Source organism: Kosmotoga olearia TBF 19.5.1, from assembly GCF_000023325.1.
Taxonomy (GTDB): Bacteria; Thermotogota; Thermotogae; order Petrotogales; family Kosmotogaceae; genus Kosmotoga; species Kosmotoga olearia.
Genome location: NC_012785.1, coordinates 249,304 through 273,651, shown reverse-complemented (window position 1 = coordinate 273,651; position 24,348 = coordinate 249,304). Strand labels below are relative to the sequence as shown.

27 protein-coding genes are annotated in these 24,348 nt (G+C 44.1%); 16 read left to right on the top strand and 11 right to left on the bottom strand.

Translation table 11 applies throughout. The annotated features are described in order from the left end of the window. Position 1: 1 nt before the first annotated feature. On the bottom strand, positions 2 to 991 hold the full coding sequence (locus tag KOLE_RS01250; RefSeq protein WP_012744757.1) for a hypothetical protein: 990 nt from the start codon (positions 989 to 991) through the stop codon (positions 2 to 4). 114 nt (positions 992 to 1,105) lie between these two features. Between KOLE_RS01250 and rpmE the strand changes: the two genes are divergently transcribed. The 3 genes from rpmE (at position 1,106) to glgP (ending at position 5,112) form a co-directional block, all read left to right on the top strand. Next, positions 1,106 to 1,315: a 50S ribosomal protein L31 gene (gene rpmE, locus KOLE_RS01245; RefSeq protein WP_012744756.1), complete on the top strand. Its 210-nt coding sequence runs from the start codon at positions 1,106 to 1,108 to the stop codon at positions 1,313 to 1,315. Positions 1,316 to 1,380: 65 nt separating this feature from the next. Continuing rightward, positions 1,381 to 1,740, top strand: a complete 360-nt coding sequence (locus KOLE_RS01240) for a S1 RNA-binding domain-containing protein (RefSeq protein ID WP_041288791.1) — start codon at positions 1,381 to 1,383, stop codon at positions 1,738 to 1,740. Between the two features lie 807 nt (positions 1,741 to 2,547). Further along, positions 2,548 to 5,112 carry an alpha-glucan family phosphorylase gene (gene glgP / locus KOLE_RS01230; protein WP_012744754.1) on the top strand — a complete coding sequence of 855 codons (2,565 nt, stop codon included), beginning with the start codon at positions 2,548 to 2,550 and terminating at the stop codon, positions 5,110 to 5,112. Positions 5,113 to 5,168: 56 nt separating this feature from the next. Here glgP and KOLE_RS01225 read toward each other — a convergent pair whose 3' ends face one another. The 8 genes from KOLE_RS01225 to KOLE_RS01190 are packed head-to-tail and all read right to left on the bottom strand — an operon-like array spanning position 5,169 to position 11,158. Continuing rightward, complete coding sequence (locus tag KOLE_RS01225) at positions 5,169 to 5,495, bottom strand: hypothetical protein (protein WP_012744753.1); 327 nt, start codon at positions 5,493 to 5,495, stop codon at positions 5,169 to 5,171. 6 nt (positions 5,496 to 5,501) lie between these two features. Then, positions 5,502 to 6,299 carry a DUF72 domain-containing protein gene (locus KOLE_RS01220; RefSeq protein ID WP_012744752.1) on the bottom strand — a complete coding sequence of 266 codons (798 nt, stop codon included), beginning with the start codon at positions 6,297 to 6,299 and terminating at the stop codon, positions 5,502 to 5,504. A gap of 4 nt (positions 6,300 to 6,303) precedes the next feature. Beyond that, positions 6,304 to 6,948: a phosphate propanoyltransferase gene (gene pduL, locus KOLE_RS01215; protein WP_049753227.1), complete on the bottom strand. Its 645-nt coding sequence runs from the start codon at positions 6,946 to 6,948 to the stop codon at positions 6,304 to 6,306. Then, a complete protein-coding gene (locus tag KOLE_RS01210; protein ID WP_012744750.1) occupies positions 6,914 to 8,020 on the bottom strand; it encodes a GTPase in 1,107 nt (368 codons plus the stop codon). Before KOLE_RS01210 ends, pduL begins: the two co-directional genes overlap by 35 nt. Further along, positions 8,017 to 9,069: a YqeG family HAD IIIA-type phosphatase gene (locus tag KOLE_RS11000; RefSeq protein ID WP_012744749.1), complete on the bottom strand. Its 1,053-nt coding sequence runs from the start codon at positions 9,067 to 9,069 to the stop codon at positions 8,017 to 8,019. Before KOLE_RS11000 ends, KOLE_RS01210 begins: the two co-directional genes overlap by 4 nt. After that, positions 9,047 to 9,289 (bottom strand): DUF4911 domain-containing protein, encoded by a 243-nt coding sequence (locus KOLE_RS01200; RefSeq protein ID WP_012744748.1) that lies wholly within the window; start codon positions 9,287 to 9,289, stop codon positions 9,047 to 9,049. The genes KOLE_RS11000 and KOLE_RS01200 overlap by 23 nt, the downstream gene beginning before the upstream one ends. 19 nt (positions 9,290 to 9,308) lie before the next feature. Continuing rightward, a complete protein-coding gene (locus KOLE_RS01195) occupies positions 9,309 to 10,598 on the bottom strand; it encodes a PhoH family protein (protein WP_012744747.1) in 1,290 nt (429 codons plus the stop codon). Between the two features lie 2 nt (positions 10,599 to 10,600). Next, positions 10,601 to 11,158 carry a 3'-5' exonuclease gene (locus KOLE_RS01190; protein ID WP_012744746.1) on the bottom strand — a complete coding sequence of 186 codons (558 nt, stop codon included), beginning with the start codon at positions 11,156 to 11,158 and terminating at the stop codon, positions 10,601 to 10,603. A gap of 747 nt (positions 11,159 to 11,905) precedes the next feature. On the opposite strand from KOLE_RS01190, the gene KOLE_RS01185 reads away from it, so the two are divergent. Continuing rightward, positions 11,906 to 12,208: a nucleotidyltransferase family protein gene (locus KOLE_RS01185; protein WP_012744745.1), complete on the top strand. Its 303-nt coding sequence runs from the start codon at positions 11,906 to 11,908 to the stop codon at positions 12,206 to 12,208. Further along, on the top strand, positions 12,201 to 12,548 hold the full coding sequence (locus KOLE_RS01180; RefSeq protein WP_012744744.1) for a HepT-like ribonuclease domain-containing protein: 348 nt from the start codon (positions 12,201 to 12,203) through the stop codon (positions 12,546 to 12,548). The genes KOLE_RS01185 and KOLE_RS01180 overlap by 8 nt, the downstream gene beginning before the upstream one ends. A gap of 621 nt (positions 12,549 to 13,169) precedes the next feature. On the opposite strand, the gene KOLE_RS01175 is transcribed toward KOLE_RS01180, so the two are convergent. Continuing rightward, positions 13,170 to 14,450: an ATP-binding protein gene (locus KOLE_RS01175; RefSeq protein ID WP_012744743.1), complete on the bottom strand. Its 1,281-nt coding sequence runs from the start codon at positions 14,448 to 14,450 to the stop codon at positions 13,170 to 13,172. Positions 14,451 to 14,647: 197 nt separating this feature from the next. After that, positions 14,648 to 14,824: a hypothetical protein gene (locus KOLE_RS11550; protein WP_012744742.1), complete on the bottom strand. Its 177-nt coding sequence runs from the start codon at positions 14,822 to 14,824 to the stop codon at positions 14,648 to 14,650. Positions 14,825 to 15,163: 339 nt separating this feature from the next. Here KOLE_RS11550 and KOLE_RS01170 point away from each other — a divergent pair, with 339 nt between their 5' ends. The 11 genes from KOLE_RS01170 to atpA are packed head-to-tail and all read left to right on the top strand — an operon-like array spanning position 15,164 to position 24,343. Then, positions 15,164 to 16,243, top strand: coding sequence for a DUF933 domain-containing protein (locus KOLE_RS01170; protein WP_012744741.1), 1,080 nt, complete (start codon positions 15,164 to 15,166; stop codon positions 16,241 to 16,243). Continuing rightward, positions 16,206 to 17,015 (top strand): TatD family hydrolase, encoded by an 810-nt coding sequence (locus KOLE_RS01165; RefSeq protein WP_049753226.1) that lies wholly within the window; start codon positions 16,206 to 16,208, stop codon positions 17,013 to 17,015. Before KOLE_RS01170 ends, KOLE_RS01165 begins: the two co-directional genes overlap by 38 nt. Positions 17,016 to 17,067: 52 nt before the next feature. Beyond that, positions 17,068 to 17,373, top strand: a complete 306-nt coding sequence (locus tag KOLE_RS01160) for a carboxymuconolactone decarboxylase family protein (RefSeq protein WP_083763223.1) — start codon at positions 17,068 to 17,070, stop codon at positions 17,371 to 17,373. Between the two features lie 2 nt (positions 17,374 to 17,375). Beyond that, positions 17,376 to 20,066 carry a DNA polymerase I gene (gene polA / locus KOLE_RS01155; protein WP_012744738.1) on the top strand — a complete coding sequence of 897 codons (2,691 nt, stop codon included), beginning with the start codon at positions 17,376 to 17,378 and terminating at the stop codon, positions 20,064 to 20,066. 17 nt (positions 20,067 to 20,083) lie between these two features. Next, the gene (locus KOLE_RS01150; protein WP_012744737.1) at positions 20,084 to 20,371 is read left to right on the top strand and encodes an AtpZ/AtpI family protein; all 288 of its coding nucleotides are present in this window, start codon (positions 20,084 to 20,086) and stop codon (positions 20,369 to 20,371) included. Next, positions 20,307 to 20,669, top strand: a complete 363-nt coding sequence (locus KOLE_RS01145; RefSeq protein ID WP_148207961.1) for an ATP synthase subunit I — start codon at positions 20,307 to 20,309, stop codon at positions 20,667 to 20,669. The genes KOLE_RS01150 and KOLE_RS01145 overlap by 65 nt, the downstream gene beginning before the upstream one ends. Then, complete coding sequence (gene atpB, locus KOLE_RS01140; RefSeq protein WP_012744736.1) at positions 20,644 to 21,480, top strand: F0F1 ATP synthase subunit A; 837 nt, start codon at positions 20,644 to 20,646, stop codon at positions 21,478 to 21,480. Before KOLE_RS01145 ends, atpB begins: the two co-directional genes overlap by 26 nt. A gap of 35 nt (positions 21,481 to 21,515) precedes the next feature. Next, positions 21,516 to 21,761: a F0F1 ATP synthase subunit C gene (locus tag KOLE_RS01135; protein WP_012744735.1), complete on the top strand. Its 246-nt coding sequence runs from the start codon at positions 21,516 to 21,518 to the stop codon at positions 21,759 to 21,761. A 33-nt stretch (positions 21,762 to 21,794) separates the two neighbouring features. Beyond that, a complete protein-coding gene (atpF, locus tag KOLE_RS01130) occupies positions 21,795 to 22,280 on the top strand; it encodes a F0F1 ATP synthase subunit B (protein WP_012744734.1) in 486 nt (161 codons plus the stop codon). Then, the gene (gene atpH, locus KOLE_RS01125) at positions 22,277 to 22,804 is read left to right on the top strand and encodes an ATP synthase F1 subunit delta (protein ID WP_012744733.1); all 528 of its coding nucleotides are present in this window, start codon (positions 22,277 to 22,279) and stop codon (positions 22,802 to 22,804) included. The genes atpF and atpH overlap by 4 nt, the downstream gene beginning before the upstream one ends. A 30-nt stretch (positions 22,805 to 22,834) precedes the next feature. Further along, positions 22,835 to 24,343, top strand: a complete 1,509-nt coding sequence (gene atpA / locus KOLE_RS01120; protein ID WP_012744732.1) for a F0F1 ATP synthase subunit alpha — start codon at positions 22,835 to 22,837, stop codon at positions 24,341 to 24,343. Positions 24,344 to 24,348 lie beyond the last annotated feature (5 nt).

Genomic DNA, 24,348 nt, shown 5'->3' with positions numbered 1-24,348 from the left:
TTCACAACAGATCCTCCGGTCTTAGAATTTTGATTCCAGAAGTATTATGTTCAAGAAATCTATCATAGCTTATCACTTTTGCCTTCAGGCTTCTAGCAAGCATGATAATTCTATCATCAGCAGGTGAATAAAGTTCTACATTCGGTAAAACCAGCCACTTCTCTAACTGGCTTTGCTGGTAACCTCTTATTATATAGCGTATATTTGCATCAAACACTATCCGGTATGGAAAGAGCGCTTCTTTTGCCCTTCCCATGAAATTAAAAAGTTTGTCGAGCCTCGCGATGTCTGGAAAAGGCTGTTGCGAAAAAACAATATTACTTCCATCTATAACAACAGGAGAAACCCTTTTACTTGTAACTACCTTCTTCACATAAGAATCATTTAAGAACCGGACAACTCTTTCTTTTTGTTTCCCTTTTAATTTCTTGTATTCTTCCCGGGCTTTCTTGATTCCTTTTACATTGATGAACGAAAGTCCCTTGAAAAATTCTTCAATTCCTTCGCTAATTTTTGGCGATGGTTTAAAAAGAAAGGCACTTTCGAGCATGATGTAATTATCTACGATGTTACCCAGAAACTTCTCTGCTCTTTTCTTCCAGCTATAATACTCTTCCACAGTTACCATCTCATTTCCGATGGCCTTAGGAACAGGCGGGTAATGCTTTGGATATATCAGATAAAGCAAATGAGCCGTATTACCAACGGTATCACCGCTCAGATCCGAAGCCAGCACTATCCGTTCTTTAACATCTCTTTCGGAATCTTTGAGGATATCGATTATAAAAGACAGATTCTCATCAGAGAAACTGAGCAGGGGACTGGAATTATCCAGTTCTCTCTTTAAAAGTCGCAGGCCACTTTCAGAGTTACGTCTCAAAAGTAGCGCGAGCCTTTCGACCCATTCTTTCCTCTCATAATAAAAAGTTGTAAAACCTTCTTCATAAATTTTTCCCTTTACAGATTCAAAAACTCTCTCGATATCCTTCATAATTATCTCCGGGCGCACAAAAATTTGTTAGAGACTGTCTCCTTTTTGACAGCTTCTAAAACATATGATATAATGAAGCCTGTAAAATTAAACTATTGAAGAGGTGAAGTCCTGATGAAAAAAGGCATCCATCCCGAGCTAAAGCTGATCACCGTAAAGTGTACATGCGGGGCGGAGCACAAGTTCTGGACGATGAAAGAGGATATTAAGATCGATCTTTGCTCCAATTGCCACCCATTCTACAAAGGCGATACTGGGTCGTTGATCGTCGATACTGAAGGAAGAGTACAGAAATTCAGAAACAAGTACGGCGACAATTACTGAGCTGTAAAGCCCAGCATGTCGTCATTACTAAATCATAAACATTACTGGAGGTTTAGAGTGTGAGTGTGAAAGTTGGTAACATTGTTCAGGGCAAAGTTACCGCAGTTAGGAAGTACGGAGCTTTTGTTACTCTTGAAGGCGGAGAAGAAGGATTCATTCACATTTCCAAGGTTTCGAAGGGTTATGTAAAGAATATCGATGATTACCTGAAAGTTGGACAGGAGATCACAGCGAAGGTTCTTGGTACAACTAAGGACGGAAAATGGGAATTGTCCATCAAAGACGCCGGAGGAAATCAGGGGGAGGAACAGGCTACAAGTCAGGATTTCGAGAGAAAACTTGCCCGTTTCATGCGTGATAGCTCTCAAAAGCTTTCGGCGTACCGCAGGAGACTCGATAAAAAAAGAGGGGTCAAGAAAAGATAAGAAATAGCAAAAAATAAAAACGGGGGAAGCTTAATGCTTACCCTGTTTTATTTTTAGAAGAGCAGCAAAAAACGAGAGTCCGAGAAAGCCGCTGCGCGGCGATAAAAGCCGTTGTCGGTTCTGGGTTGTAGATTGTACGTGAAAATCGAGATACATTAAAACCCGAACACTCCCACCTGTCATCCTGAACTTGATTCAGGATCTCGTCTGAAAACAAGATTCTGGATAAGACATCTCCAGAACGTCAGCTTGTGCAGCAGATTCTGCGATTAAACATTTCCAGAATGTCAGCTTTTTTCAACCACGCAGTGGTTCGAGGCAACTCCGCAGGAGTTCGTAACACCGGCGCAGCCGGTCGAATCTACGATTCTTTGTACACCCGTCATCCTGAACTTGATTCAGGATCTCGTACTTGAGATACCAAGATTCTGGATAAGAAATCTCCAGAATGACTGCTTTTTTCAACCGCTTGCGGTTCGGAACAACCACGGAGTGGTTCGAGACAACTCCGAAGGAGTTCGGGTCAATCCCGAAGGGATTCGTATCCGCCACGCAACGGCCCTCTCGGTTCTCGGACTCTCGGACTCTCGATTCTTATCAGGAGTACGTATCACCGGCGCGGCCGGTCGTTTCAATCCCGAAGGGATTCGTTTCCGCTGCGAAGCAGCGATATTCAAAATCCCCCATTTGAGCCGATATTTCGTGAAATTTCCCCTTCAGAGGCAAATAGACGTGGAATTCTATACAAATATACGTTATAATCATAAGCGGACGCCCTTTTTCACCTGATTGGGAGGAGGAGTAGAGATGTACTTCCTGGAAAAAATCACTGTGGTTCCAAAGCTTCCCGAGAAATTGAAACGTCTCGAGGAACTTGCTTACAATCTATGGTGGACGTGGAACCCGAAAGTAGAAGCTCTTTTCCGTTCGATGGATTCAGAACTCTGGTACGAGGTAAAGAGAAGTCCAGTAAAACTCATAAGGCGAATTAACCAGCAGAAACTCAACGAGCTTGCAAAGAACGAAAAGTTTCTAAAAGAATATGCCGAAGTTGTTGCAGAATTCGATGCGTATATGAACAACAGCAATACATGGATGGACAAAAATCACCCCGACAGAAAAAACGAGCTTGTAGCGTATTTTTGTGCTGAATACGGCCTTCACGAATCTTTCCCTATCTATTCTGGGGGGCTGGGGATCCTTGCAGGAGACCACCTGAAAACCGCCAGCGATCTTGGACTTAACATCGTTGGGGTTGGTTTGTTGTATCGTCATGGTTACTTTGTGCAAACCATAGACAAAACAGGCTGGCAGCATTCTGAATTTCCCAGTTATGATTTTTCCGACTTTCCGGTAGTATCCGCAACGAATGAAAAAGGTGAAGAGATTTATGTAAACATTGAATTTCCCGGAAGAAAGGTCTGGGCAAAGGTCTGGAAAGCGATGGTTGGGCGTTCAGTCCTTCTGCTTCTTGATACGGATGTTCCCATGAACGATCCCGAAGACAGAAAGATTACAGCCCAGCTTTACGGCGGAAATCGCGAGACGCGAATTCAGCAGGAACTCGTCCTCGGAATTGGTGGTGTCAGGGCTCTCAGGATGCTCGGTTACAATCCGAAGGTATGGCACATGAACGAAGGGCATGCTGCCTTTCTTGCATTGGAAAGGATCAGAGAGTATGTTCAGGGCAAAAAGCTCGACTTTAGAACAGCCATAGAATTGACCCGCGCCACCAACATTTTCACAACGCATACACCTGTCCCCGCCGGTAACGATGTCTTTGACCTGAGCCTCATAGACAAATACTTCTCAGAATTCTGGCCAAAACTGAATGCTTCAAGACAGGAATTCATAGACCTTGGTCTCGAAAGAGGTGTTGGGGGCCATCAGCAATTCAGCATGACCGTTCTTGCCCTGAGATTATCAAGTCTGGCAAACGGTGTCAGCAAACTCCACGGAGAGGTTTCCAGAAAATTGTGGAGCCATGTATTTCCGGAGTATCCTGCCGTTGAAGTGCCCATAACTCACGTGACGAATGGTGTTCACATGTGGACGTGGTTGAACCGCGACCTCAAGAAACTCTTCGATAAGTATTTCCCGAAAGGCTGGGAAGAGAAGATAACGGATTCTGAGATATGGGAATATGTCGATAAGGTTCCTGACGAAGAACTCTGGGAAGTTCATATGAAACTAAAGGAAAGAATGAAAGTATTCCTTCAGGGCCGTATAAGACGACAGCGTTTGAGGTGCGGAGAAACAATAGAAGAACTGATGGAAGTCGATAAACTCCTACCTGAAAAGATTCTTACGATAGGCTTCGCAAGGAGATTCGCCACATATAAGAGAGCTACCCTCATTTTGAAAGATATCGAAAGATTAAAGATGATACTCACAGATAACGAACGCCCGGTACAATTTGTCTTTGCAGGTAAAGCCCATCCAGCTGATGAGCCCGGGAAAGAACTCATACGTCAGTTATACCAGTTGTCAAGGATGCCGGAATTCAAGAATAGAATAATCATACTCGAAAACTACGATATGAATATTGCCCGTCATATGATTTCTGGCGTCGATGTCTGGATGAACAACCCCCGAAGACCTCACGAAGCAAGCGGTACCAGTGGCCAGAAAGCTGCTATGAATGGCGTCATAAATTTCAGTGTTATGGATGGATGGTGGGTCGAAGGTTACAACGGCGAAAACGGCTGGACAATTGGGGATAACAGAGATTACGACGATAACGAACTTCAGGACCGTATAGACAGCGTTTCTATCTATAGTACCCTCGAAAAGGAAATCATCCCGCTTTATTACAAAAGAGATGAAAATGGTATTCCTCGAGAGTGGGTCAAGAAAATGAAAAACTCCATAAAGTCCGTAGCCCTCAATTTTAACAGCCACAGGATGCTTATAGACTACATAGAAAATCTCTACCTAAAGGGTGTCGAATACTATGAATTCATGAACGCTGATTCTTTCAAAAAGGCCTTAGAGATAGCAAGATGGCACCAACGGCTCCTTCAAAACTGGGGCTACATAAGAATAAAACCAAATCTTCTCAGGCCCAGCTCAGGGGACAGTTTGAGAGTTGGAAGCGAAATTTCGCTGACAGCCAACGTGTATCTTGGGGAATTGAAACCGGAAGAAGTTCGGGTGGAAATATATGTTGCCATGCTGAACGAAGATGGAGAAATAGTCAAATTCAAAACCTACCCGATGAAACTCGAAAAAGAGGATGTCCATGGTGAATATGTTTATACGGGCAAGTTCACAGTGGAAGAAGAGGGTAAAATGGTCTACACCATCAGGGTAATACCCAACCCTGAAAATCTTCCTAATGGTCATTTCTTACCAATGGCTAAATGGATATAGGATTCAGAGAGAGCAATAAAAAGCGCGGGGAAAAACCCCGCGCTTTTTCTATTACATCAAAAAACCGAAAAATCACTTAAGGACTTCTCAAAATCTCCGGGTGAAATATCACCTTTCACGAAGGATTTGAATAATCCGGGCATCATCTTAAGCGTTTCGAGTTCATCGTCAACGAAAACCCTTCTTCTTATGTCATAACTGTTGTCTATGATCATTTCTGTTTTTTCATAGCCGTTGACAACCATTTCTAAAACCGCGTCATAAATCTCATCGATCTCACTGGAACTGAGCCCGAATTTGGAAAGCTGCTCAAAAATCTCATGAGGTTCGCTTCCCTCAGCTATCATTCGCAACACGATGCTTAGAATATCAGAATATGTCATCTATTATCATGCACCTCCTACCAATTCCCTGAAGCGGAGGGCATTTTGTACTGCCTGGCCCATGTAACAATTGTTGAAGAAAACAAACACATCCGCTCCGGTTCTAAGAAATTCTAACACATCGAGAGCGAAACGTCTCAACTCATCATCCGAATAATTATAATTATACCGCGCACTTCCTTCAGCACGGAACCATTTGGGATTCCTCCCGTGGAACCTGAAGTAAGCCAGATTCTTTCCCATTATGGGGCGATATGGAAACAGCCCTGGAAGTTGTGGTTCATCCACTGTAACCGGTGTAAAACCGAGCTCGATAACATAGTCATAGATTTTGGGGTCATCCCAGCTATCATTACGGAATTCCAGAGCGTAATGAATATTTTCACCTGAGAGCTTTTCGGCGATGAATTCCAGATACCTTAACCTTTCCTTCGTCGCTTTGAAAGCATAAGGAAACTGGAAAAGAATAGGTCCCAATCTACCTTCATCTTTGAGTGGTTGAAGTGCACTTAGGAAACGTACCATATCCTGTTTTGCTGCTTCTTTTTTCCCTTCTTTCCAATACTCGTGCGTTACTGTTGAAGGAGCTTTTGCTGTAAAAAGGAACTCGCCGGGAATCTTTCTTGAAATACCTGCAATTGTCTTATACGTTGGTTGCCTGTAATAAGTGAAATTCAACTCAACGGTATTAAAACGCCATACATGCTTATAATACTTAAGCATTTGAGATGGTTTCACATCTGGAGGATAGACAGTTCCTAACCAATCTTTAAAAGAATACCCGCTCGTTCCGAGAAAAAGCAAAGGTTTACAGCTCCTCTATAATATACACAGGGTCATTGTTACTCAGCATAGCCGCGTTGGCTTCATCAGTATCCACATGAAATTCCAGAGCGTAAGATTTACTGACCCTTACAAGAACGTCGTCAAAAATGGTTTTTCTTCCACCGGTCCCCTCGCAGTAAACCATAACAATATCTTTATCCTTGACACCAAAGGCTTCTGCCTCTTCCGGTGTCATGTGGATGTGCCTTTTTGCAAGGATGACGCCTCTTTCAAGGATTACCGTTCCCTTTGGCCCAACAAGGGTCAGTCCAACAGAACCCTCATGATCGCCAGAATCCTTTATGGGAGGGTTAACCCCCAGTTTGAAAGCGTCAGTTTTCGAAATTTCAACCTGTGTGGCTTTTCTGACAGGTCCGAGGACTCTTACACCTTCGATAGCACCCTTAGGGCCAACAAGGATGACCTTCTCTTTTGCCGCGTACTGTCCCGGTTGTCCAAGATCCTTAATAGGCGTTAATTCATAACCTTTTCCAAAGAGAATTTCCAGATGCTCCTGAGACAGATGAACGTGTCTGTTAGAAACACCAGCTTTGATCGGAAGTTTTTTGAGTTTCACAGAAACACCTCCAGCTTCATTTTTTGAATTTATATGGACCAATAAGCGCATCCCTAACAACCCATTTTACACTCTCGGGGAGTTTCAGTGTAAATTCAGCCGGCCCACGTGCTACGTTGACCCAGCCGAGACCACAAATATGGATTTCCTGCCCGGCTTCCAGTCTCAGTTGATGGTTTTCAAATTTATAATTATCAAACCCGCTATTTCCACAGGGGGGAACGAGAAACCGACCAAACCACTCAGACCAGCGCTCTTCAGCTTTTTCCGGGTTGGTTTCATGAACAACCACATTTTCAGAGGTAAGTATATGGAATATGGGCGATCGTCTTCCTTTATAACCTTTGACAGTAATAGAAACGAAGCTGCTGAAAAAGACAGTCCTGTCTTTCTTGGCGTTAATGGTTGTTACTGTCAATTTCTTTTGTGGCATAATCTTTGCCTGGCACCATGGATCGAGGAGATCGGTAACCCGATCATTTGTGAAAATTCCGGGAGTGTCTATCAGTGTCAGGCCTGTATCCTCGTTTTTTAACTGAACAAGCTCAAGAGTCGTTCCAGGATATTTACTGGCGGTGAGTTGGCCTTCACCGGTGAGGGCATTCAGTACCGACGACTTTCCGACATTTGTCACACCAACAACGAGAAACCGCCTGTCTTTTTTGCTCTTTAAAAATTTAACGAAACCTGATACACCTCTTCCAACTTTTGCTGACAGTAGTTTTACACGAGTTGATTGTACCTTTAACCTGTCTCGAGCCCATTTTTTTATTTCCGGTGGAGCAACTTCTTTGGGAACCAGATCCACCTTGTTTATAACATAATAAACATTGTGTTCTTTCAAAAGTTCGACTATTTCCTCTCTGTAGGTTCCATCGAAATCGAAAATATCTATCACATAAATAACATTTTTAGCGAGGTGCAGGTATTTCTTCAAGCTATCGAGAGATTTTACACCTTTCTTTTCCTTTTTGAACTTTCCATAATGCTTGAGATGGAAACAACGCTGACAAAGTATCTCTTTACCCTCTTTTTGCCTTCTTTCGAGAACGTCTGCCGGAATATATCCGGGTACATCATCGTTAAACGTCTGTATTTCCACTCCACAGCCTTTACACTTCATTTATCAATCTCCTTCAGTTCCGCACTGGACTCTATAATCTTCAACACAACTGCTTCCAGTTTTCTCATGATTCGTGTCCAGAAGAATTCCTTATTAGAGAGAGGAACTACCTTGATGGTAAAAGCTCCGAGAAGATTCCCCATTAGAACATCCGTAAACAATTGATCACCAACAACAACGGTTTTATGCGGCAAAATATCCAGCGATTTCAACAACCGTCTTACCTTTCCGGGATAGGGTTTTCTCGCTTCCGGGAGAATCTTTACTCCTGAAAGAGATTGTGATATGTCTTTCAAACGTCTTTTTGAACCGTTAGAGACAATTACTACCTTGAACCCTAGAAGCTGTATACGCTTTATAAAAAGCTCTCTTTCGTGAGAAAGCGAGTTGGAGTTCCAGGGCTGAAGAGTGTTGTCGAAATCGAATACCACCAGCTCGTAACCGGCATCTTTCAATTGCTCGAAATTTATATCTTCAACACGTTTGTGAAAGACGTGTGGGGTCAGCAAATCAATAGTCCTGACAAACCACCCAACCGTATAAAAGAACGTTACATAACTGGCCATTGTAAGGAAGGCTGCGATTTTTTTATAAAGAGCCGCATTTTTGTTAATAGCAGGACGAACCAAAATCGTATACATGCCGATACGATTCCCGGCTATAACGTCCGTCAAAAACAAGTCGCCAATAATGACCGTTTTCTCTGGAGCGGATCTTAGTTCCTTTAACACTCTCTGCATTTCTTTTGTACCGGGCTTTTTCATTGAATGATATATTTTAACTTTGTGCCCGAATATCTTTGTAATATGTTGAACTCTGTTGGCAGGAGCATTGGTTACAACTGCTACCTTGACACCTTTGTTCAAAAGAGAGTTAAACAAACTTTCGTTCCTCATATCAAAGGTCGATCGCCATACAGCGATCGTATTGTCATAATCGAAGAGGAACGTATTATACCCCTTATTTATGAGCTTGTCGTAGTCTATATCGCGAACACTTTTCGCTCTTTCCTTAGGTAGCGGTAACCTAAGTATGTCCAGGATTTTCACGTATTTCCACCACTTCCAGATCTATATAGTTGCCTATGCTTTCAAGAAAGTTCAGGGCATCTTTGAGTAAATCGCCGGGAACGATTATTTTCAAAAAACCGTCTTCAGTTACGTGCCTGATGTTCATAAGATTGTCCTCAGCTTCCACTATATAACAGAGAACATGAATATCCGGTTTGGCTATCTTTAAATAGAGATCATATTCCTGTGTGTTCGTCATGTTTCACCTCTCCATTATCTTACAGCAGTTCTGCCGCTGCGCTGGCAAGGACGGATCTCTCACCTTTTGTTAAGGTAACGCATCCAGCCAGTGGATGTTTCTTGAATCTGGACGCCGCATAAACCAGCCCACAACTGCTTGTATCGAGATAAATATTATCGATTTGATAAGGATCACCCGTCAGAATGATTTTCGTATCCTCGCCAACTCTGGTGATTATAGTTTTTACCTCGTGCGGAGTGAGGTTTTGAGCTTCGTCGATAATCATTAACTGATTCGGGATAGAACGTCCGCGAATATAACTGAGAATCTCAATTTCTAATTTCTCGCCTCGTTTAAGAAATGTATCAAGGTCCTGATGACGATTTGTGAACAACAGGAAAAGGTTATCATAAATTGGCTGCATCCACGGGCGAACCTTATCTTCCCTTGAACCGGGAAGATATCCTATATCTTTTCCCATAGGAATCAAAGGTCGCGCGACCAGAAGCCGGTCATAAACCTTTTCGTCAAGCACCTTCCTGAGCCCCGCTGCTAATGACAAAAGTGTTTTACCGGTTCCGGCCATACCTGGAATTGTTACCAGTTTTATTCTATCATCAAGAAGAAGTTCCATTACCAGCATCTGTTCAACATTGCGCGGCTGAATCCCCCAGCATGAAGTTTCCATGTTGACTTTTAGTTTGACGATTTTCTTACCATCGGGCGCAACACGTCCAAAAACGTCTTCGCCAAAATCTATGAAAAGATTTGGATATATCTCATCGTCTGCTAACTCTTTAGCCGGCAGTTCTCCTGTTTCCAGGAAACGTTTGCGCAAGATATCATCGTTTATCTTCAATATTCCAGATAACCCTTCGTCCAGGCTAACCTTATCCGCAAGATAATCCTGTGCTGGTATTCCCACCACATCGGCCTTAACCCTGAGATTTATATCCTTACTCACGAGCACGACAGGTACCTTGTTTCTCTTTTTCAATTCCAGAGTGTAAAGAAGTATGGCGTTGTCCTTGTAATTATGTTCCAAAAAAGGTGGCAATTCCACGTGAAACTCATTGAAAACCAGAACCTTCAACTTGCCTCCAGATGGAAGTGTAATTCCACCGGTAAGGCTTCCCTTTTCTCTGTAAGAATCCAATATCCTGTTGACCTTTCTTGCACTCTGGCCAAGGGTTCCGGGTTTACTTTTCAACTTGTCTATCTCTTCAAGAACAGGAAACGGAATAATCACGTTGTTATCCTCGAATTTTTCAATACAATATGGATCATGTACCAGAACGTTCGTATCGAGAATGAAGTTCTTGACCATACCTATCCCCTCCAGCGCTTCACATATTTGCGAATGCTTGAAAACCCACCGAGCTTTTTCACCATTGCCAGAAAAACCTTTCCAGTAACCCTCGCATCATCAAGAGCTCTATGGGTTGGCGCATCCTTGATCTTCAACCTTTTTGCAAGTTCGGCAAGGCTGTACGACCCTTCCTTGAACAAATCCTTTGCTATCTTAAGGGTATCTATATACTGATTAGAAAGTGGAAACGTTCCTATTTCCTTACATGCGATGTCAAAGAACTTCATATCCACCTCAATACTGTGACCGACAATAATTGCATTGCCAAGATATTCCTTGAATCTCGGGAAAACATCGCTTATAGTGGGTTCACTTGTTACATCCTCATTCTTGAGACCATGTATCCCGGAAATATAAGCTGGAATCCTGATCTGTGGATTTACCAGTGAATGAAAGGCGAGGTCAACGAACATCTTGCCTCTATAAATGGGAATAGCGGCGATTTCAATAATACGATCTCCTCTCAAAGGAGAGGGTCCCGTGGTTTCAGTATCAATGACCACATATACTTTGTTCATCAAAATACCTCCTGAAAGAATTTTATCACGAGAAGAGGCAATAATTTGAGAATAGATGTTGGTGATTGGAGAATAGATAAACCCCGAGAACAGGTCACCGAGATCCGAGAAGGCGAGAAAATTACTTTTTGCAGCGGGTAAGCACGCTTCGCGTGGGTGAGTCCAGCTGCGCTGGGGGTAATCCTGACTACGTCAGGGGTGAGCACTCCTCCGGAGTGAGGAAATAATAGATGCTTGCAGACGCTGTGTCCGGCATCGCCCTTTATAAACAGAAGCTGTCATCCTGAACTTGATTCAGGATCTCGTACTTAAGAAAACGAGATTCTGGATAAAACATTTCCAGAATGACTGCTTTTTTCAACCGCTTGCGGTTCGGAACAACCACGTAGTGGTTCGAAACAACTCCGCAGGAGTTCGTGACAATCCCGAAGGGATTCATATCTGCCGCATAGCGGCCCTATCGACTCTCGGCTTCTCGATTTTACGCACAACCTACAACCGACAACCCACAACGGTGTTTATCACTGCGAAGCAGTTCGCAACCCCAGCGCAGCCGGGCTTACCCACGCGCAGCGTGCTCACCAGCCGCACAGCGGTCCTCTCGGTTCTCGGACTCTCGATTCTTACCAGGAGTTCGCTCCCGCTGCCCTGCAGCGGACAGCCTCTGTAAGCGTCCAGAACGAAGTTCCGCCAGCATCATTCGTGCATAATTAAAGTGTAGTGATATAATCATTTAGAGGTGATATTATGAAAGATCTTGGTGCAATTATTAATGTGTTGAAAGAGTTACTGCCGGAGCTTAGAGATAGATTTGGCGTGAGTAAAATAGCCGTGTTTGGCTCTTTCTCAAAAGGATCTCAGACGAAAGACAGCGACATAGATATTTATGTTGAATTTGATAAAGTTCCGGGTTTAAAGTTTATGGAATTAGCGGAGTTTCTGGAAAACGCCCTTGGTAAAAAAGTTGATCTAATTACCCCGATCGGTCTAAAAACGATAAGAAACCGTAAGGTAAAAGAGGATATAGAAAGGACGCTTACCTATGTCTGAAAGAACCCCTACAGAACTGATTGAAGATATTATTGAAGCAATAAACAGAATAATGAACTACATAGACAATCTGACGTACAATGAATTTCTAAATGATCTTAAAACGCAGGATGCTGTTGTGAGAAATATAGAAATTATCGGGGAAGCGGCAAAAAAGATTCCACTTCATATCCGGCAAAAATATTCCCGGATTCCATGGAAAGAAATAGCAGGTACCCGAGACAAGCTAATCCATGATTATTTCGGAGTTAACTTTGATATTGTGTGGGCTATTATAAAAAATGATCTTCCAGAATTAAGAAAGCAAATAGAATCAATAAAAAGCGATATGCGTTTTTAAGATTAACAAATCTAAAAAATGGGGTAGTATCGTAGCGGACTATCCCCATTTTCTCAGATGGCAAGCCATAATTGTTAGGCTGTAATGAATAGCTGTTCTTTATCGTAGGGGCAGAACATGTTCTGCCCTTTGTAAATCCTATTAAAGGGCACAGCATGCTGTGCCCCTACTTTACTGTTCAATATAAACATCCATAACCCGTCATGCTGAACTTAATTCAGGATCTCGTCTGAAGTGCAGAAAGCGTACGCAGATGCTTGGATTGCCCCTGGCAATGACGCTTGGAATCACTTTTGGCGATTGATGCTGGAATCAGCTCCGCTGATTGATGCTTGGAGCGGCTACGCCGTTGACGAAAGGGTACATAGAGCAGATTCTGGATAGGACATCTCCAGAATGACAGTTTTTTCAGCCGCGAAGCGGTTCGAGACAACCACGAAGTGGTTCGGAACAACTCCGCAGGAGTTCGCGACAACCGCTTGCGGTTCGTGTCGCTTTATTTGACAGCGTCTGCAAGCCTCAGTCTTCGAACGTCGCTCTACCAGCTGACAGCGTTGCAAGCCTCCTGGACGTGGTCCAGCACTTCGCAGCGCAGCTGGGCTTACCCACGCACTATCGTGCTTACCGAACCTCACTAAGGAGAAACACCGCTGCTGGTATGAAGAAAATCTCTTTATCATTCGAATTTTCTTTTTTTAAGATGTCCCTGGTGACCACGATGGCTCTTTTGAAATCTAAGTATCTGGAGAGCTCCTGCAGATTTTTAAGAGCGGTTTCTGGCTTGTTTGAGAACTTTACTTCGATAGGTATTCCGTTTACGACAAAATCCACTTCCCGTTTTCCTTCCCAATAATATTTATCCGCTTTTAAATGATTTTCGACTGCATTTTCCACTAAAACTCCTTCATTCAGCCTGATTTCGCTGAAGGCTCCTGCTATTGACGGATGTGCCAGATACACCTTTGGCATTATGTTTCGACGTGCTCTTACCGATTTACTCATACGCTGAATAAAATGTACCAGCCCGGAAGCCTTTATATAATCCGAGTATTTTATTACGGTATCGATCTTCAGGCGGAGAGAACTGGAGACTTCAGTGAAATTTATTTTGTTTCCCGTGCTTTCAGCAAGTATTGCGAAAGTAGATAGGAGTTTTAGACTATCCACGTTTCCAAAGATTGTTGGAATGTCCTTTAGAAGAACTCTTTCAACGTATGTTTCGCGCAAATACCTTTTCGCCATTTCGGGTTTTAAGGTTAGAGTTTCAGGGAATCCTCCGATGAGCAGGTATTCGTGGAATAGGCTGTATATCTCCAGAGGCAACTTATAAGCATTATCAATAGCTTCTTCAAGGGAAACGAAACTTTCTACTTTCAGGTTCTTAAACCTCAGAAATTCTCTGAATGACAATGGATTCATTGGAACCGAGATAACCCGGCCTGCAAGGCTTTCGGATATCCCTTTCTTTAAGAAAAGGGATGCGGAACCTGTGAATACGATCTTCGGACCATAGTTGTCGTAGATTCTTTTTAACTGAAGATCGAAGTTTCTGGAAAAATGAGCTTCATCCACGAAAAGGTATGCCTTTCTTCTACCGAACCTTTTTAACCATAGTTCATAAGCTTCGATTATCGGAAAATCAAAACTGATAAGTCTTGGATCATCTAAGGAGATGTATAAAATATCCTCCGGGTCCGCCCCATTTGTAAGGAGTTCATTTATGAACTGAAAGATCAACGTAGATTTTCCAACCCTTCTCAATCCCTGAATGCAAATCATGGTTTTAGAAGTGTTATAAAGTTCTTGAACTTCATCGTAAGTATCTCTTTTTATTTCAGGAACTTCTATCTTAGTACCCCGCCACCAGAGATTCATCGATAACAGGATATCAAACAATTCCATCTTATCACCCCGTTATGGTATTAATTCAGTTATATTATACCATCATAACGGGAAAATATAGATGTAAGTAAACAAGAACCGAAGGGCTGCTATGCAGCAGGAATGTAGTATGCTAATGAGAAAGACGCTGGGAATGGCTGACACTCACGAAGTTGAGAAAATGGGGACAGTACCGTAGTGGACTGTCCCCATTTTCTTTACCTGGCATCCTGAACTTGATTCAGGATCTCGTACTTAAGAAAACGAGATTCTGGATAGAACATCTCCAGAATGACTGCTTTTTTCAACCGCTTGCGGTTCGGAACAACCACGGAGTGGTTCGGGACAACTCCGAAGGAGTTCGGGTCAATCCCGAAGGGATTCGTATCCGCCACGCAGCGGCCCTCTCGGTTCTCGGACTCTCGGACTCTCGATTCTTGGCTTTTCATCAGCGTCCGCAAGCCTCAGCCTCGCAAGCGTCGCTCTACCAGCTGACAGCGTTGCAAGCCTCGGCTGCGCAGCAGCTATCGGTTCCCGGATCTCGGTTTCTCGTTTTTTACGTACAACCCACAACGGTTTTTTTCCGTCGCTCTATCAGCTGACAGCCTCTGGAAGCGTCCGGAGGGTAGCTCCGCACTTCAGCAACGTAATCGCTCCCGTCTTTTGTAAAATCGCCAATTCTGGTAATATATAAGTGTATGTCTATTCGGTACTAAAACGAGGGAGGCAATTTTATGGAAATCGGTATTTTCGGTTTACCTTTGAGTGGTAAAACGACGATTTTTTCTCTTCTGACAGGAGTGGATACCTCCGGTTCACATAGAACAGAATCCCACACAGGTGTTGCAAAAATATACGATGAACGGGTTGCAAAGCTTTCAGAGATATTCAAACCAAAGAAGACAACATACGCTACCCTGAGCTTCATCGATATCCCCAGCTTCGATCCATCCGCAAACCGCAAGGAGAAGAATCGTATCTTCCAGTTCATACAGAATGCAGATGCTTTGCTGGCTGTGGTTCGAACCTTTAGAGATCCCACCGTTCCATGGCCTGTTGGAGCTGAAACTCCAAAACAACAGCTTGATGCGATCATCACGGAGCTTTTGCTTAGGGATATGGAAGTGGTAGAGAACAAGATCGAACGGCTCAACGAAAGCTTAAAGAAAAAGAAATTGACAAAGGAAGAAGAAAAGGAGCTCGAGGTTCTGGGAGAGATAAAAAACGCACTCGAGGAAGAGAAATTTGTTTCACAACTGGGTCTGGAAGCGGATATTCTCAAGCTTCTTGGCTCGCTTTCTCTATTCACTGCCAAGCCGCTGATCATAGTGGCCAACACCGATGATGAACAGTTCACAGAAGGAAACTATGACGGCAAAGAGGATATAAAAGCCACCTGCGAAGAGAACGGGTTTGCCTACATGGAACTCTCCGGGAAGATAGAGATGGAAATCAACGAACTTGAAGATGAGGAAAAAGAAGCCTTCATGGAAGAGCTTGGTATAAAGGAAAGCGGGATACAAAGGCTTTCAAGGGTTGTTTACGAGCATATCGGCTTGATGTCCTTTTTGACTGTTGGTGAGGATGAAGTCCGTGCCTGGACCATAAAGAAAGGATCAACCGCCAGGGAAGCTGCGGGGAAGATACACACGGATCTTGCCAAAAACTTCATCCGTGCGGAGGTCATTCCCTACCAGACCTTCATAGAGATTGGAGATATGCACGAAGCCAAAAATAAGGGGCTTGTTAAACTCGTAGGAAGGGATGAGATCATACATGACGGAGACATCGTACACATCAGGGCAAACGCGTGAGCTCAAAATCTGCGATACGCACGCCCATCTGAATTTTCCCCATTTCAACAGAGACCGGAAACGAATCCTTGAAGAGATAGATTCAGGAAAGATTGTTTTTACCATAGAAGTGGGTACGAATATGGACGATTCCAAAGCAGCAGTCGAACTTGCGAAAGCCAACCGTCATATCTTTGCATCTGTTGGGGTTCATCCGCATGATAGTGATGAAGTGCCTTCTGATTACATAGATATACTGAAGGAATTGGCTGCTGAAAAGAAGGTAGTGGCCTTAGGCGAGATCGGCCTGGATTTTTATCGGGATTTATCGCCCAAAGATGTTCAGAGGAAGGTTTTTCGCGAACAGCTTTTGCTTGCACAGGAACTTGATATGCCGGTGATCGTTCACGTCAGGGATGCTTATTACGATGCCTATGAAATATTGAGAGAGTTCGAAGGAAAACTCACAGGCGTTATCCATGCCTTTTCAGGCACGCAGGAAGACGCGCTCAGATTCAAAGAACTTGGATTTAAGCTCGGCATAGGGGGACCGCTAACCTATCCAAAAAACAAAGGACTCAGAGAGATTGTAAAGGTTTTGCCGATAGAGACCTTTGTACCGGAAACGGACTGTCCCTACCTTCCGCCGCAGCCGCACAGGGGAAAGAGAAATGAACCGTATTATGTCCGTTTTGTTGTGGAAAAGATTTCCGAGTTGAAGGGTCTTTCAGTTGAGACCTGTGCTGATATTCTTTGCGCAAATGCGGTCGCTCTTTTCAGACTGAACCTTTAGAGGGGGTTGCTTCGTGGGTGAGATTGAGAAGTTCAGGAAATTTAGGAAAAAAATGAACAAAAGGATCCTGGAGACGGGCGATATAAACACGAAGAGATTCTTTTCACTCGATTCAGCCGTGTATAGAGAAGGTGCCCTTGACTCCAAAACGAAAGAATTGCTTGGGCTTGTTGCGTCCATGGTATTGAGGTGTGATGACTGCATTACATACCACATTCTGCAGTGTAAATCCCTTGGAGTCACCAGGGATGAGTTTATGGAAGCCTTTAACGTCGCGCTTGTAGTGGGAGGTTCGATAGTTATACCCCATTTCAGACGCGCGGTTGCTCTCCTCGATGAACTGGAAGGAGAGGATTGAAAATGGCTAACAGGCTTTTTCTTTTTGACGGAACGGCCATTGTTTACAGGGCATACTTCGCGATAGATGTTTCTCTGACAAACTCCAAAGGAGAACCCACCAACGCGGTTTACGGCACCGCGAGAATGCTTTCCAGATTCATCAAAAACTACATTGCTGAAGGAGACTACGCACTATTTGCCTTTGATCGCAAAGAAGCCACACACCGCCACGATCTCTTCGAAGGATATAAAGCGACTCGCGCAGAGATGCCGGATGCCCTCGTAGCACAACTCAAATATATTCCAGACCTTGTAGAAGGCTTTGGAATAAAATTTCATTCCGTGGCCACCCTTGAAGCCGACGATATAATTGCCACTGCCGTTACGAAATACAGGGATAAGTTCGATGAGATAGTTATAGTATCTGGCGATAAGGATATCCTCCAGCTCGTGGATGAAAAAGTCAAAGTTCTGCGCTTTGTTTCGGGGCTTACCGATCTGGAGGAATACGACAGGAGGAAGGTTGAAGAAAAGTTTGGGCTTCCGCCGGAAAAGATATACGAACTGCTATCACTTTGTGGTGATACCTCTGACAATATTCCCGGTGTTCCGGGTATTGGAATAAAAACGGCATTGAAGTTATTGAAAGAGTACGGCTCCATTGATGAGATATACAAGAATATCCGTAAACTGAGCCCCGGGCTCAGAAAGAAGCTGATGGACGGCAAAAAAGCGCTGGAGATGTCGAAAAAGCTCGTTCGCCTGGTTACGGATGCGGATTTACACATAGAACTTGAAGAGCTCAGATACAGAGGATTGGACAAAGAAAAACTCAGAGAACTTTTCCTGAAGCTGGAATTTGCCTCGCTTTTAAGAGAATTCGATCTTACCAACTTGGGCTCTGATAATAACGAAGACAATGGTTACAGGCCGGTAAGCTCCCAGCAAGAGCTCGATGAGCTCTTTGAAACCCTCAAAGGTAGCGATGTGATTTCGATTGATCTCGAAACCAGCTCCCTTGACCCTCACGAAGCGAAGATTGTCGGTATCTCTGTAGCGATAAAGGATGGAGAGGGTTTTTATATTCCTGTTAATCACGAAAGCAGCGATTGGCAGGCAGACGAAAAACAGGTTCTTCTGAGACTCAAAGAACTTCTGGAAGATTCCGGCACGAAGATCGTCGGCCAGAACCTAAAATTCGATTACGAAATACTCGAAAAGCATGGTATAGAACCAGTTGTGCCTCATTTCGATACAATGATTGCAGCTTATCTTTTGAACCCGGATTCAAGACGTTTCAACCTTGATGACCTGGCTTTGAAGTTCCTGGGATATCGCACCACTTCTTTTAGCGAGCTGATGAATAAGAATCAATTGAAAGATCAGTTTGAAAAAGTTTCCGTTGAGGAAGCTGCAAAATACTCTGTCGAAGACGCCGATATAGCGCTCAGGCTCTATCGGGTGCTTTCTAAGAAATTATATGAATCTGATCTCGACAACATTTTCCATAAAATCGAGATGGAACTCATACCCGTTTTGGCGGAACTCGAACTCAACGGCGTGTACATGAACGTGGAATCTTTGAAAAATCTTTCAGAAGAATACGAGAAGAGACTCGGGAAGATAAGAGAAGAACTCTTTGAACTTGCTGGTGAGCCTTTTAATCCAAATTCTCCCACTCAGGTTTCAAAGATACTTTTTGAGAAACTCGGATTGAATCCGCCGAAAAAGACCAAGCATGGCGCTTATTCTACGAGCGCAGCTGTTCTAGAAGAGCTTGTGAATGAGCATCCTATTATTCAGAAACTCCTGGATTACAGGAAGTACCAGAAACTCAAATCCACGTATCTCGATACGCTTCCGACCCTTGTAAACCCGGTTACGGGAAGGATTCACGCCAGTTATCACCAGACGGGAACCGGTACAGGCCGTCTTTCAAGCAGTAATCCCAACATGCAGAATTTACCGATAAAGGGTGAAGAGGGCAAGGAAATCAGAAAATGTGTTGTCCCTCAGAAGAGTGATTGGAAGATCATAAGTGCCGATTATTCCCAGATTGAACTCAGGGTACTGGCGCACTTCAGCGAGGACGAAAGATTGATTTCGGCATTCAAAAACGGCGAAGACGTGCATGCCCTTACCGCGTCACGTTTGTACGGAGTTTCTGTTAAAGATGTGACACCGGAGATGAGACAGGTCGGAAAGATGGTTAACTTTTCGATTATTTACGGGATATCTCCTTACGGTCTTGCAAGAAGACTCAAGATAAAAACCCACATAGCTGAGAATATGATATCGAATTATTTCAACGCTTATCCGGGGGTCAGGAAGTTCATAAATGAAGTTATACACGAAGCCAAAGAAAAGGGATACGTGAGGACGTTGTTCGGTAGAAAAAGGGAGATACCTCACTTCAGGACGCGTAACAAGATGAAGATCCAGGAAGGGGAAAGAATTGCGATCAACACCCCGATTCAGGGAACGGCGGCGGATATCATGAAGCTTGCCATGATCAAGATACATAAGATGGTTAAGGAAGAGGGATTGGAAGCTTTCCCAATTTTGCAGGTGCACGATGAACTGGTTTTTGAAGCTCCCGCAACAGAGGTTGACAGAGTTTGTGATATACTCACCAGGGGTATGTCCGGGGTCGTTGAACTGAAGGTTCCGCTTGAGGTAGATGTGGCAGTTAACAGTTACTGGGGTAAATAACTCCAGAGGTGGGCGTGGTGAAAAAGAAAAGGATCGATTTCAGACAATTAAACGCTATAAACATGGTATTTCAATTTGGAATCGTTGTAATCTCCAACATCCTTGTCGGTGGATTGCTAGGCTATTTGACAGATAAATATCTTTTTCATAACAAGATATGGCTGGTAATCTTTTTGTTTCTTGGGACAATCTCCGGAATATATCAGGGGATAAGATATCTGATGAAGGAAGCCGAAAAGTATGAAAGACTTAACAAAGATAGCACTAAAAGAAACGATAGCGATAAGTATTCTGGCGATAATTGAAACCGGAGTAAGTTTGTTATTTAAATCACAAATGGCTCCAGGCATTTTGTATGGTTCTTTTTTTGCCGTTTTAATGTTCTGGTTGATGACGAGAGATGTTTACCTTATGTGTAGAAAAGAAAGGTTTTCAAGGTACGGCTTTTTGATAAGATATGGTTTGGCTGCTGTTGCTTTGTGGACAGCGACTTTTTATGGTAGATTCTTCTTTGTGGGAGCAGCAATTGGTTTCTTGAATTTGAAAATATCGCTTTTCCTTTTCGGGAGGTGGTTAAGTGAGAATTCAGCTGACAAAGGGTGACAAGATTTTTCTGACGTTTATAGCGCTGGGATATATAGCGGTGTTGATATATATGGTTGCCACCGGGTACACCTTTTCCCTTGAGGGAGTGGGTGAACGCTGGATTTACCAGCTCCCCTTCGGAACAGGTCCTTTGAGCAGGATCAACCCCATGACGGTTATAATGACCTGGGTTATAATGGCCGGATTGATCATATTTGTTTCAACTGTGAAAGTTTTCAAGGTGATCCCTGGAAAGAAACAAACTCTTCTCGAACTTGCGCTGGAATTCATTTTAGATATGACAAAAGACGCGATCCCAAAGAAAGAATTCGTCAGGCCCACATTCAACATTGCAGCGACGCTGTTTCTTTTTATTCTGATCGCAAATATCCTCAGTGGTATTCCGGGAGTTCAGGTGGTACCGACGGATTCAGGGATAAAGATAACCCTTTTTGAGGACACTTGGTACACACCCACATCGGATCTCAATACCAATGCCACCTTTGCGGTTCTGGTATTGATAATCAGCCACGCTTTCGCGATAAAGGCAAAAGGTTTTACCACATGGTTGAAGAGCTTTTTTGAGCCAAATCCAATCATGTTCCCCATGAACATTGTTGGTGAACTGGCCAAACCGGTATCCCATTCCTTGAGGCTTTTTGGAAATATAATGGGCGGAGGTCTTCTGGTGCTCATCATAAGTTATCTTGTAAAATACCTCATTTTGCCGACATTCCTGTGGGGATTTTTCGGTATGTTCGTGGGATCTATTCAGGCGCTTGTGTTTACTATTCTCGCGATAGCGTATATAGGGGCCCTGTTAGAGTGATCGATTACAATTGTTGATAAAGGAGGTAGTGTTAGATGGAACTCGGAAATGCTTTGGTTCAGCTCGGAAAGTTTATAGGTGCTGGTCTTGCAATGGGTATTGGTGCTATCGGGCCGGGTATCGGTGAAGGTAACATCGGTGCGAAGGCTATGGAAGCCATGTCCAGACAGCCCGAGATGATAGGTACGCTCACGACGAGAATGCTTCTCGCCATGGCTGTTACCGAATCTACCGGTCTTTATTCACTTGTTATAGCGTTTATGATCCTTTTGGTGGGCTAACGAAGAGTCCCCACCGAAAAGGGGGTTTAAGGCATGATAGAACTCAACCTGACATCACTCATACAGCTTTTGAATTTTCTTGTGCTTCTCTTTGTGTTGAAAAAACTGCTTTTTGATAAGTTCTTCGACATCATCGAAGAAAGGCAGAACATGATAAAGTCAGAACTAACTGAAGCTGAAAAGCTGAGGAAAGAGGCAGAAGCCTATCGGGAAAAATACCGCATAGAGATGGAAAACGCCCGGAAAAAGTCTCAGGAAATCATTGCTAATGCTGAGAGACAAGCCGAAGAAATAATAAAAACAGCCAAAGAGAACGCACAGAGAGAAGCGGTCAGGATCATGGAATCAGCCGAAGCGCAGATCGCACAGGAAAAGGAAAAAGCGTTGAAACAGCTTCAGGCAACGGTCATTACAACGGCGGTTGAAATTGCCGCTAAGTTTCTTGGTAAAGAGATGGATGAAGCCATGAAGAGGCAGTACGCTCAGAGGATTCTCAGGAGTTTAGGTGATGAGAAGTGAAACGTTCACTGACTGTCGCTTATAAATACGCGAAGGCGTTGTTCCTGATGACAGATGAATCTGAAAGGGACGGGATACTTGAGCTTCTGAAAGCCTCCAGCGAGATGTTCTCTGATAAGAAAGCCCGGGAATTCCTTCAGGATCCGACGTTTCCGCGCTCTGAGGCTGTGAAATTGATTCTTGAGTTTCTGGAAGACGTTCCTGAGATATTCAAAAACTTCGTGGTTATTCTGGTTGAAAAGAAAAGATTGCTGTATCTGCCCACCATTACAAACGCTTACGAACAGATCTTAGATGAGTCCCGTAGCAAGATAAAGGTCCTTGTGGAAACTGCCGTTGCACTATCGAACGAAGAGTTGAAGCTCCTTGAGGAGTTCATAGAGAGAGAATCGGGGATGAGACCATTATTCCAGATCCAGATCAAGCCGGAGCTGATAGCGGGAATGGTGGTACATTTTCAGGATAGAGTCCTTGATTTGAGTGCTTCTGGAAGGCTAAAACGTTTAGAGTATGGGCTTAAATAAGAATGGCAGCCACTTTTTGGAGGTGGTTAAGTGAAGATCAGTCCTTCAGAGATAACGAAGATAATTGAAGAGCAATTGAAGCGTTCCGACCGGGAAATAGATTATTTTGAGGCCGGGCGGATTATCCAGGTTGGAGATGGTATTGCGCGTGCCTACGGCCTTAAAGGAGTAATGTCCAACGAACTTGTCCAGTTCGAAAACGGTGAGTACGGCCTCGCGTTGAACCTGGAAGAGGATAACGTTGGTATCGTTGTTCTTGGAGATTACCGCGAGATAAAGGAAGGCGATCTGGTGAAGCGCACCGGAAGAATCATCGAGGTTCCCGCCGGTGAAGCGCTTCTCGGCAGGGTCGTCAATCCACTCGGGATTCCTCTCGATGGGAAGGGTCCCATTGAGGCTTCAGAACACCGGCCGGTAGAAATCAAAGCGCCCGGTGTCGTTATGAGAAAACCCGTTGATACGCCTTTGCAAACGGGTATTAAAGCCATCGATGCGATGATTCCTATTGGTAGGGGTCAGCGTGAGCTGATCATCGGAGATAGGCAGACAGGAAAAACGGCAATAGCCATCGATACAATCATAAACCAGAAAGATCAGGGTGTTTATTGTATTTACGTTGCGATAGGACAGAAAACGGCAGTCCTGGCCAGGATAATAGATAAACTCGAAGAGACCGGCGCAATGGAATACACCACAATCGTTGCAGCCACGGCTAATGATCCTGCAACATTGGCTTACCTCGCCCCTTACGCCGGAGCCGCTATGGGTGAGTATTTCATGTACAGCGGGAAAGATGCCCTTGTTATTTACGACGACCTTTCAAAACACGCGGCGGCGTATCGTGAACTATCGCTTCTCCTAAGAAGGCCGCCAGGACGTGAAGCGTATCCTGGAGATGTTTTCTATCTCCATTCGAGACTTTTGGAGAGAGCGGCAAGGCTCAACGAGGAACACGGTGGCGGATCGTTAACGGCGTTGCCGATTATTGAGACCCTGGCAAACGACGTTAGTGCCTATATCCCGACAAACGTTATTTCCATCACCGACGGTCAGATTTATCTGGACCCGAACCTCTTCTATGCCGGTAACAGACCTGCTATAAACGTAGGGCTTTCAGTATCCCGTGTCGGCGGTTCCGCTCAGATAAAGGCCATGAAAAAGATAGCCGGTAGCTTGAGGCTTGACCTTGCCCAGTACCGTGAGCTCCTCGCCTTTGCCCAGTTCTCAACTGAATTGGACAAAGCCACGCAGGCGCAGCTCATACGTGGTGAAAAACTCACGGAGCTCTTGAAGCAGGAACAGTATTCCCCAATGCCGGTTGAAGAACAGATAGCGGTTCTTTATGCAGGTACAAGGGGATACCTGGATGATCTGCCAACCGATAAGATCAGGCAGTTCGAGAAACAACTGTTGCAAACCATGAGGCAAAAATATGCCGACGTGCTCAAAGCCATCAGAGAGAAAAAGGATATGACCGAAGAGATAGAAGCAGGATTGAAAAAGGCGGTAGAAGACGTGCGTCAGGCGTTCGTCTCGTGAAGGTG

Coding starts and splice junctions, on each gene's coding strand:
- KOLE_RS01250 (WP_012744757.1), bottom strand. CDS start 991: ATGAAGGATATCGAGAGAGTTTTTGAATCTGTAAAGGGAAAAATTTAT.
- rpmE (WP_012744756.1), top strand. CDS start 1,106: ATGAAAAAAGGCATCCATCCCGAGCTAAAGCTGATCACCGTAAAGTGT.
- glgP (WP_012744754.1), top strand. CDS start 2,548: ATGTACTTCCTGGAAAAAATCACTGTGGTTCCAAAGCTTCCCGAGAAA.
- KOLE_RS01225 (WP_012744753.1), bottom strand. CDS start 5,495: ATGACATATTCTGATATTCTAAGCATCGTGTTGCGAATGATAGCTGAG.
- pduL (WP_049753227.1), bottom strand. CDS start 6,948: ATGCGCTTATTGGTCCATATAAATTCAAAAAATGAAGCTGGAGGTGTT.
- KOLE_RS01210 (WP_012744750.1), bottom strand. CDS start 8,020: ATGAAGTGTAAAGGCTGTGGAGTGGAAATACAGACGTTTAACGATGAT.
- KOLE_RS01200 (WP_012744748.1), bottom strand. CDS start 9,289: ATGACGAACACACAGGAATATGATCTCTATTTAAAGATAGCCAAACCG.
- KOLE_RS01195 (WP_012744747.1), bottom strand. CDS start 10,598: ATGGTCAAGAACTTCATTCTCGATACGAACGTTCTGGTACATGATCCA.
- KOLE_RS01190 (WP_012744746.1), bottom strand. CDS start 11,158: ATGAACAAAGTATATGTGGTCATTGATACTGAAACCACGGGACCCTCT.
- KOLE_RS01185 (WP_012744745.1), top strand. CDS start 11,906: ATGAAAGATCTTGGTGCAATTATTAATGTGTTGAAAGAGTTACTGCCG.
- KOLE_RS01180 (WP_012744744.1), top strand. CDS start 12,201: ATGTCTGAAAGAACCCCTACAGAACTGATTGAAGATATTATTGAAGCA.
- KOLE_RS01175 (WP_012744743.1), bottom strand. CDS start 14,450: ATGGAATTGTTTGATATCCTGTTATCGATGAATCTCTGGTGGCGGGGT.
- KOLE_RS01170 (WP_012744741.1), top strand. CDS start 15,164: ATGGAAATCGGTATTTTCGGTTTACCTTTGAGTGGTAAAACGACGATT.
- KOLE_RS01165 (WP_049753226.1), top strand. CDS start 16,206: ATGACGGAGACATCGTACACATCAGGGCAAACGCGTGAGCTCAAAATC.
- KOLE_RS01160 (WP_083763223.1), top strand. CDS start 17,068: ATGAACAAAAGGATCCTGGAGACGGGCGATATAAACACGAAGAGATTC.
- polA (WP_012744738.1), top strand. CDS start 17,376: ATGGCTAACAGGCTTTTTCTTTTTGACGGAACGGCCATTGTTTACAGG.
- KOLE_RS01145 (WP_148207961.1), top strand. CDS start 20,307: ATGAAAGACTTAACAAAGATAGCACTAAAAGAAACGATAGCGATAAGT.
- KOLE_RS01135 (WP_012744735.1), top strand. CDS start 21,516: ATGGAACTCGGAAATGCTTTGGTTCAGCTCGGAAAGTTTATAGGTGCT.
- atpF (WP_012744734.1), top strand. CDS start 21,795: ATGATAGAACTCAACCTGACATCACTCATACAGCTTTTGAATTTTCTT.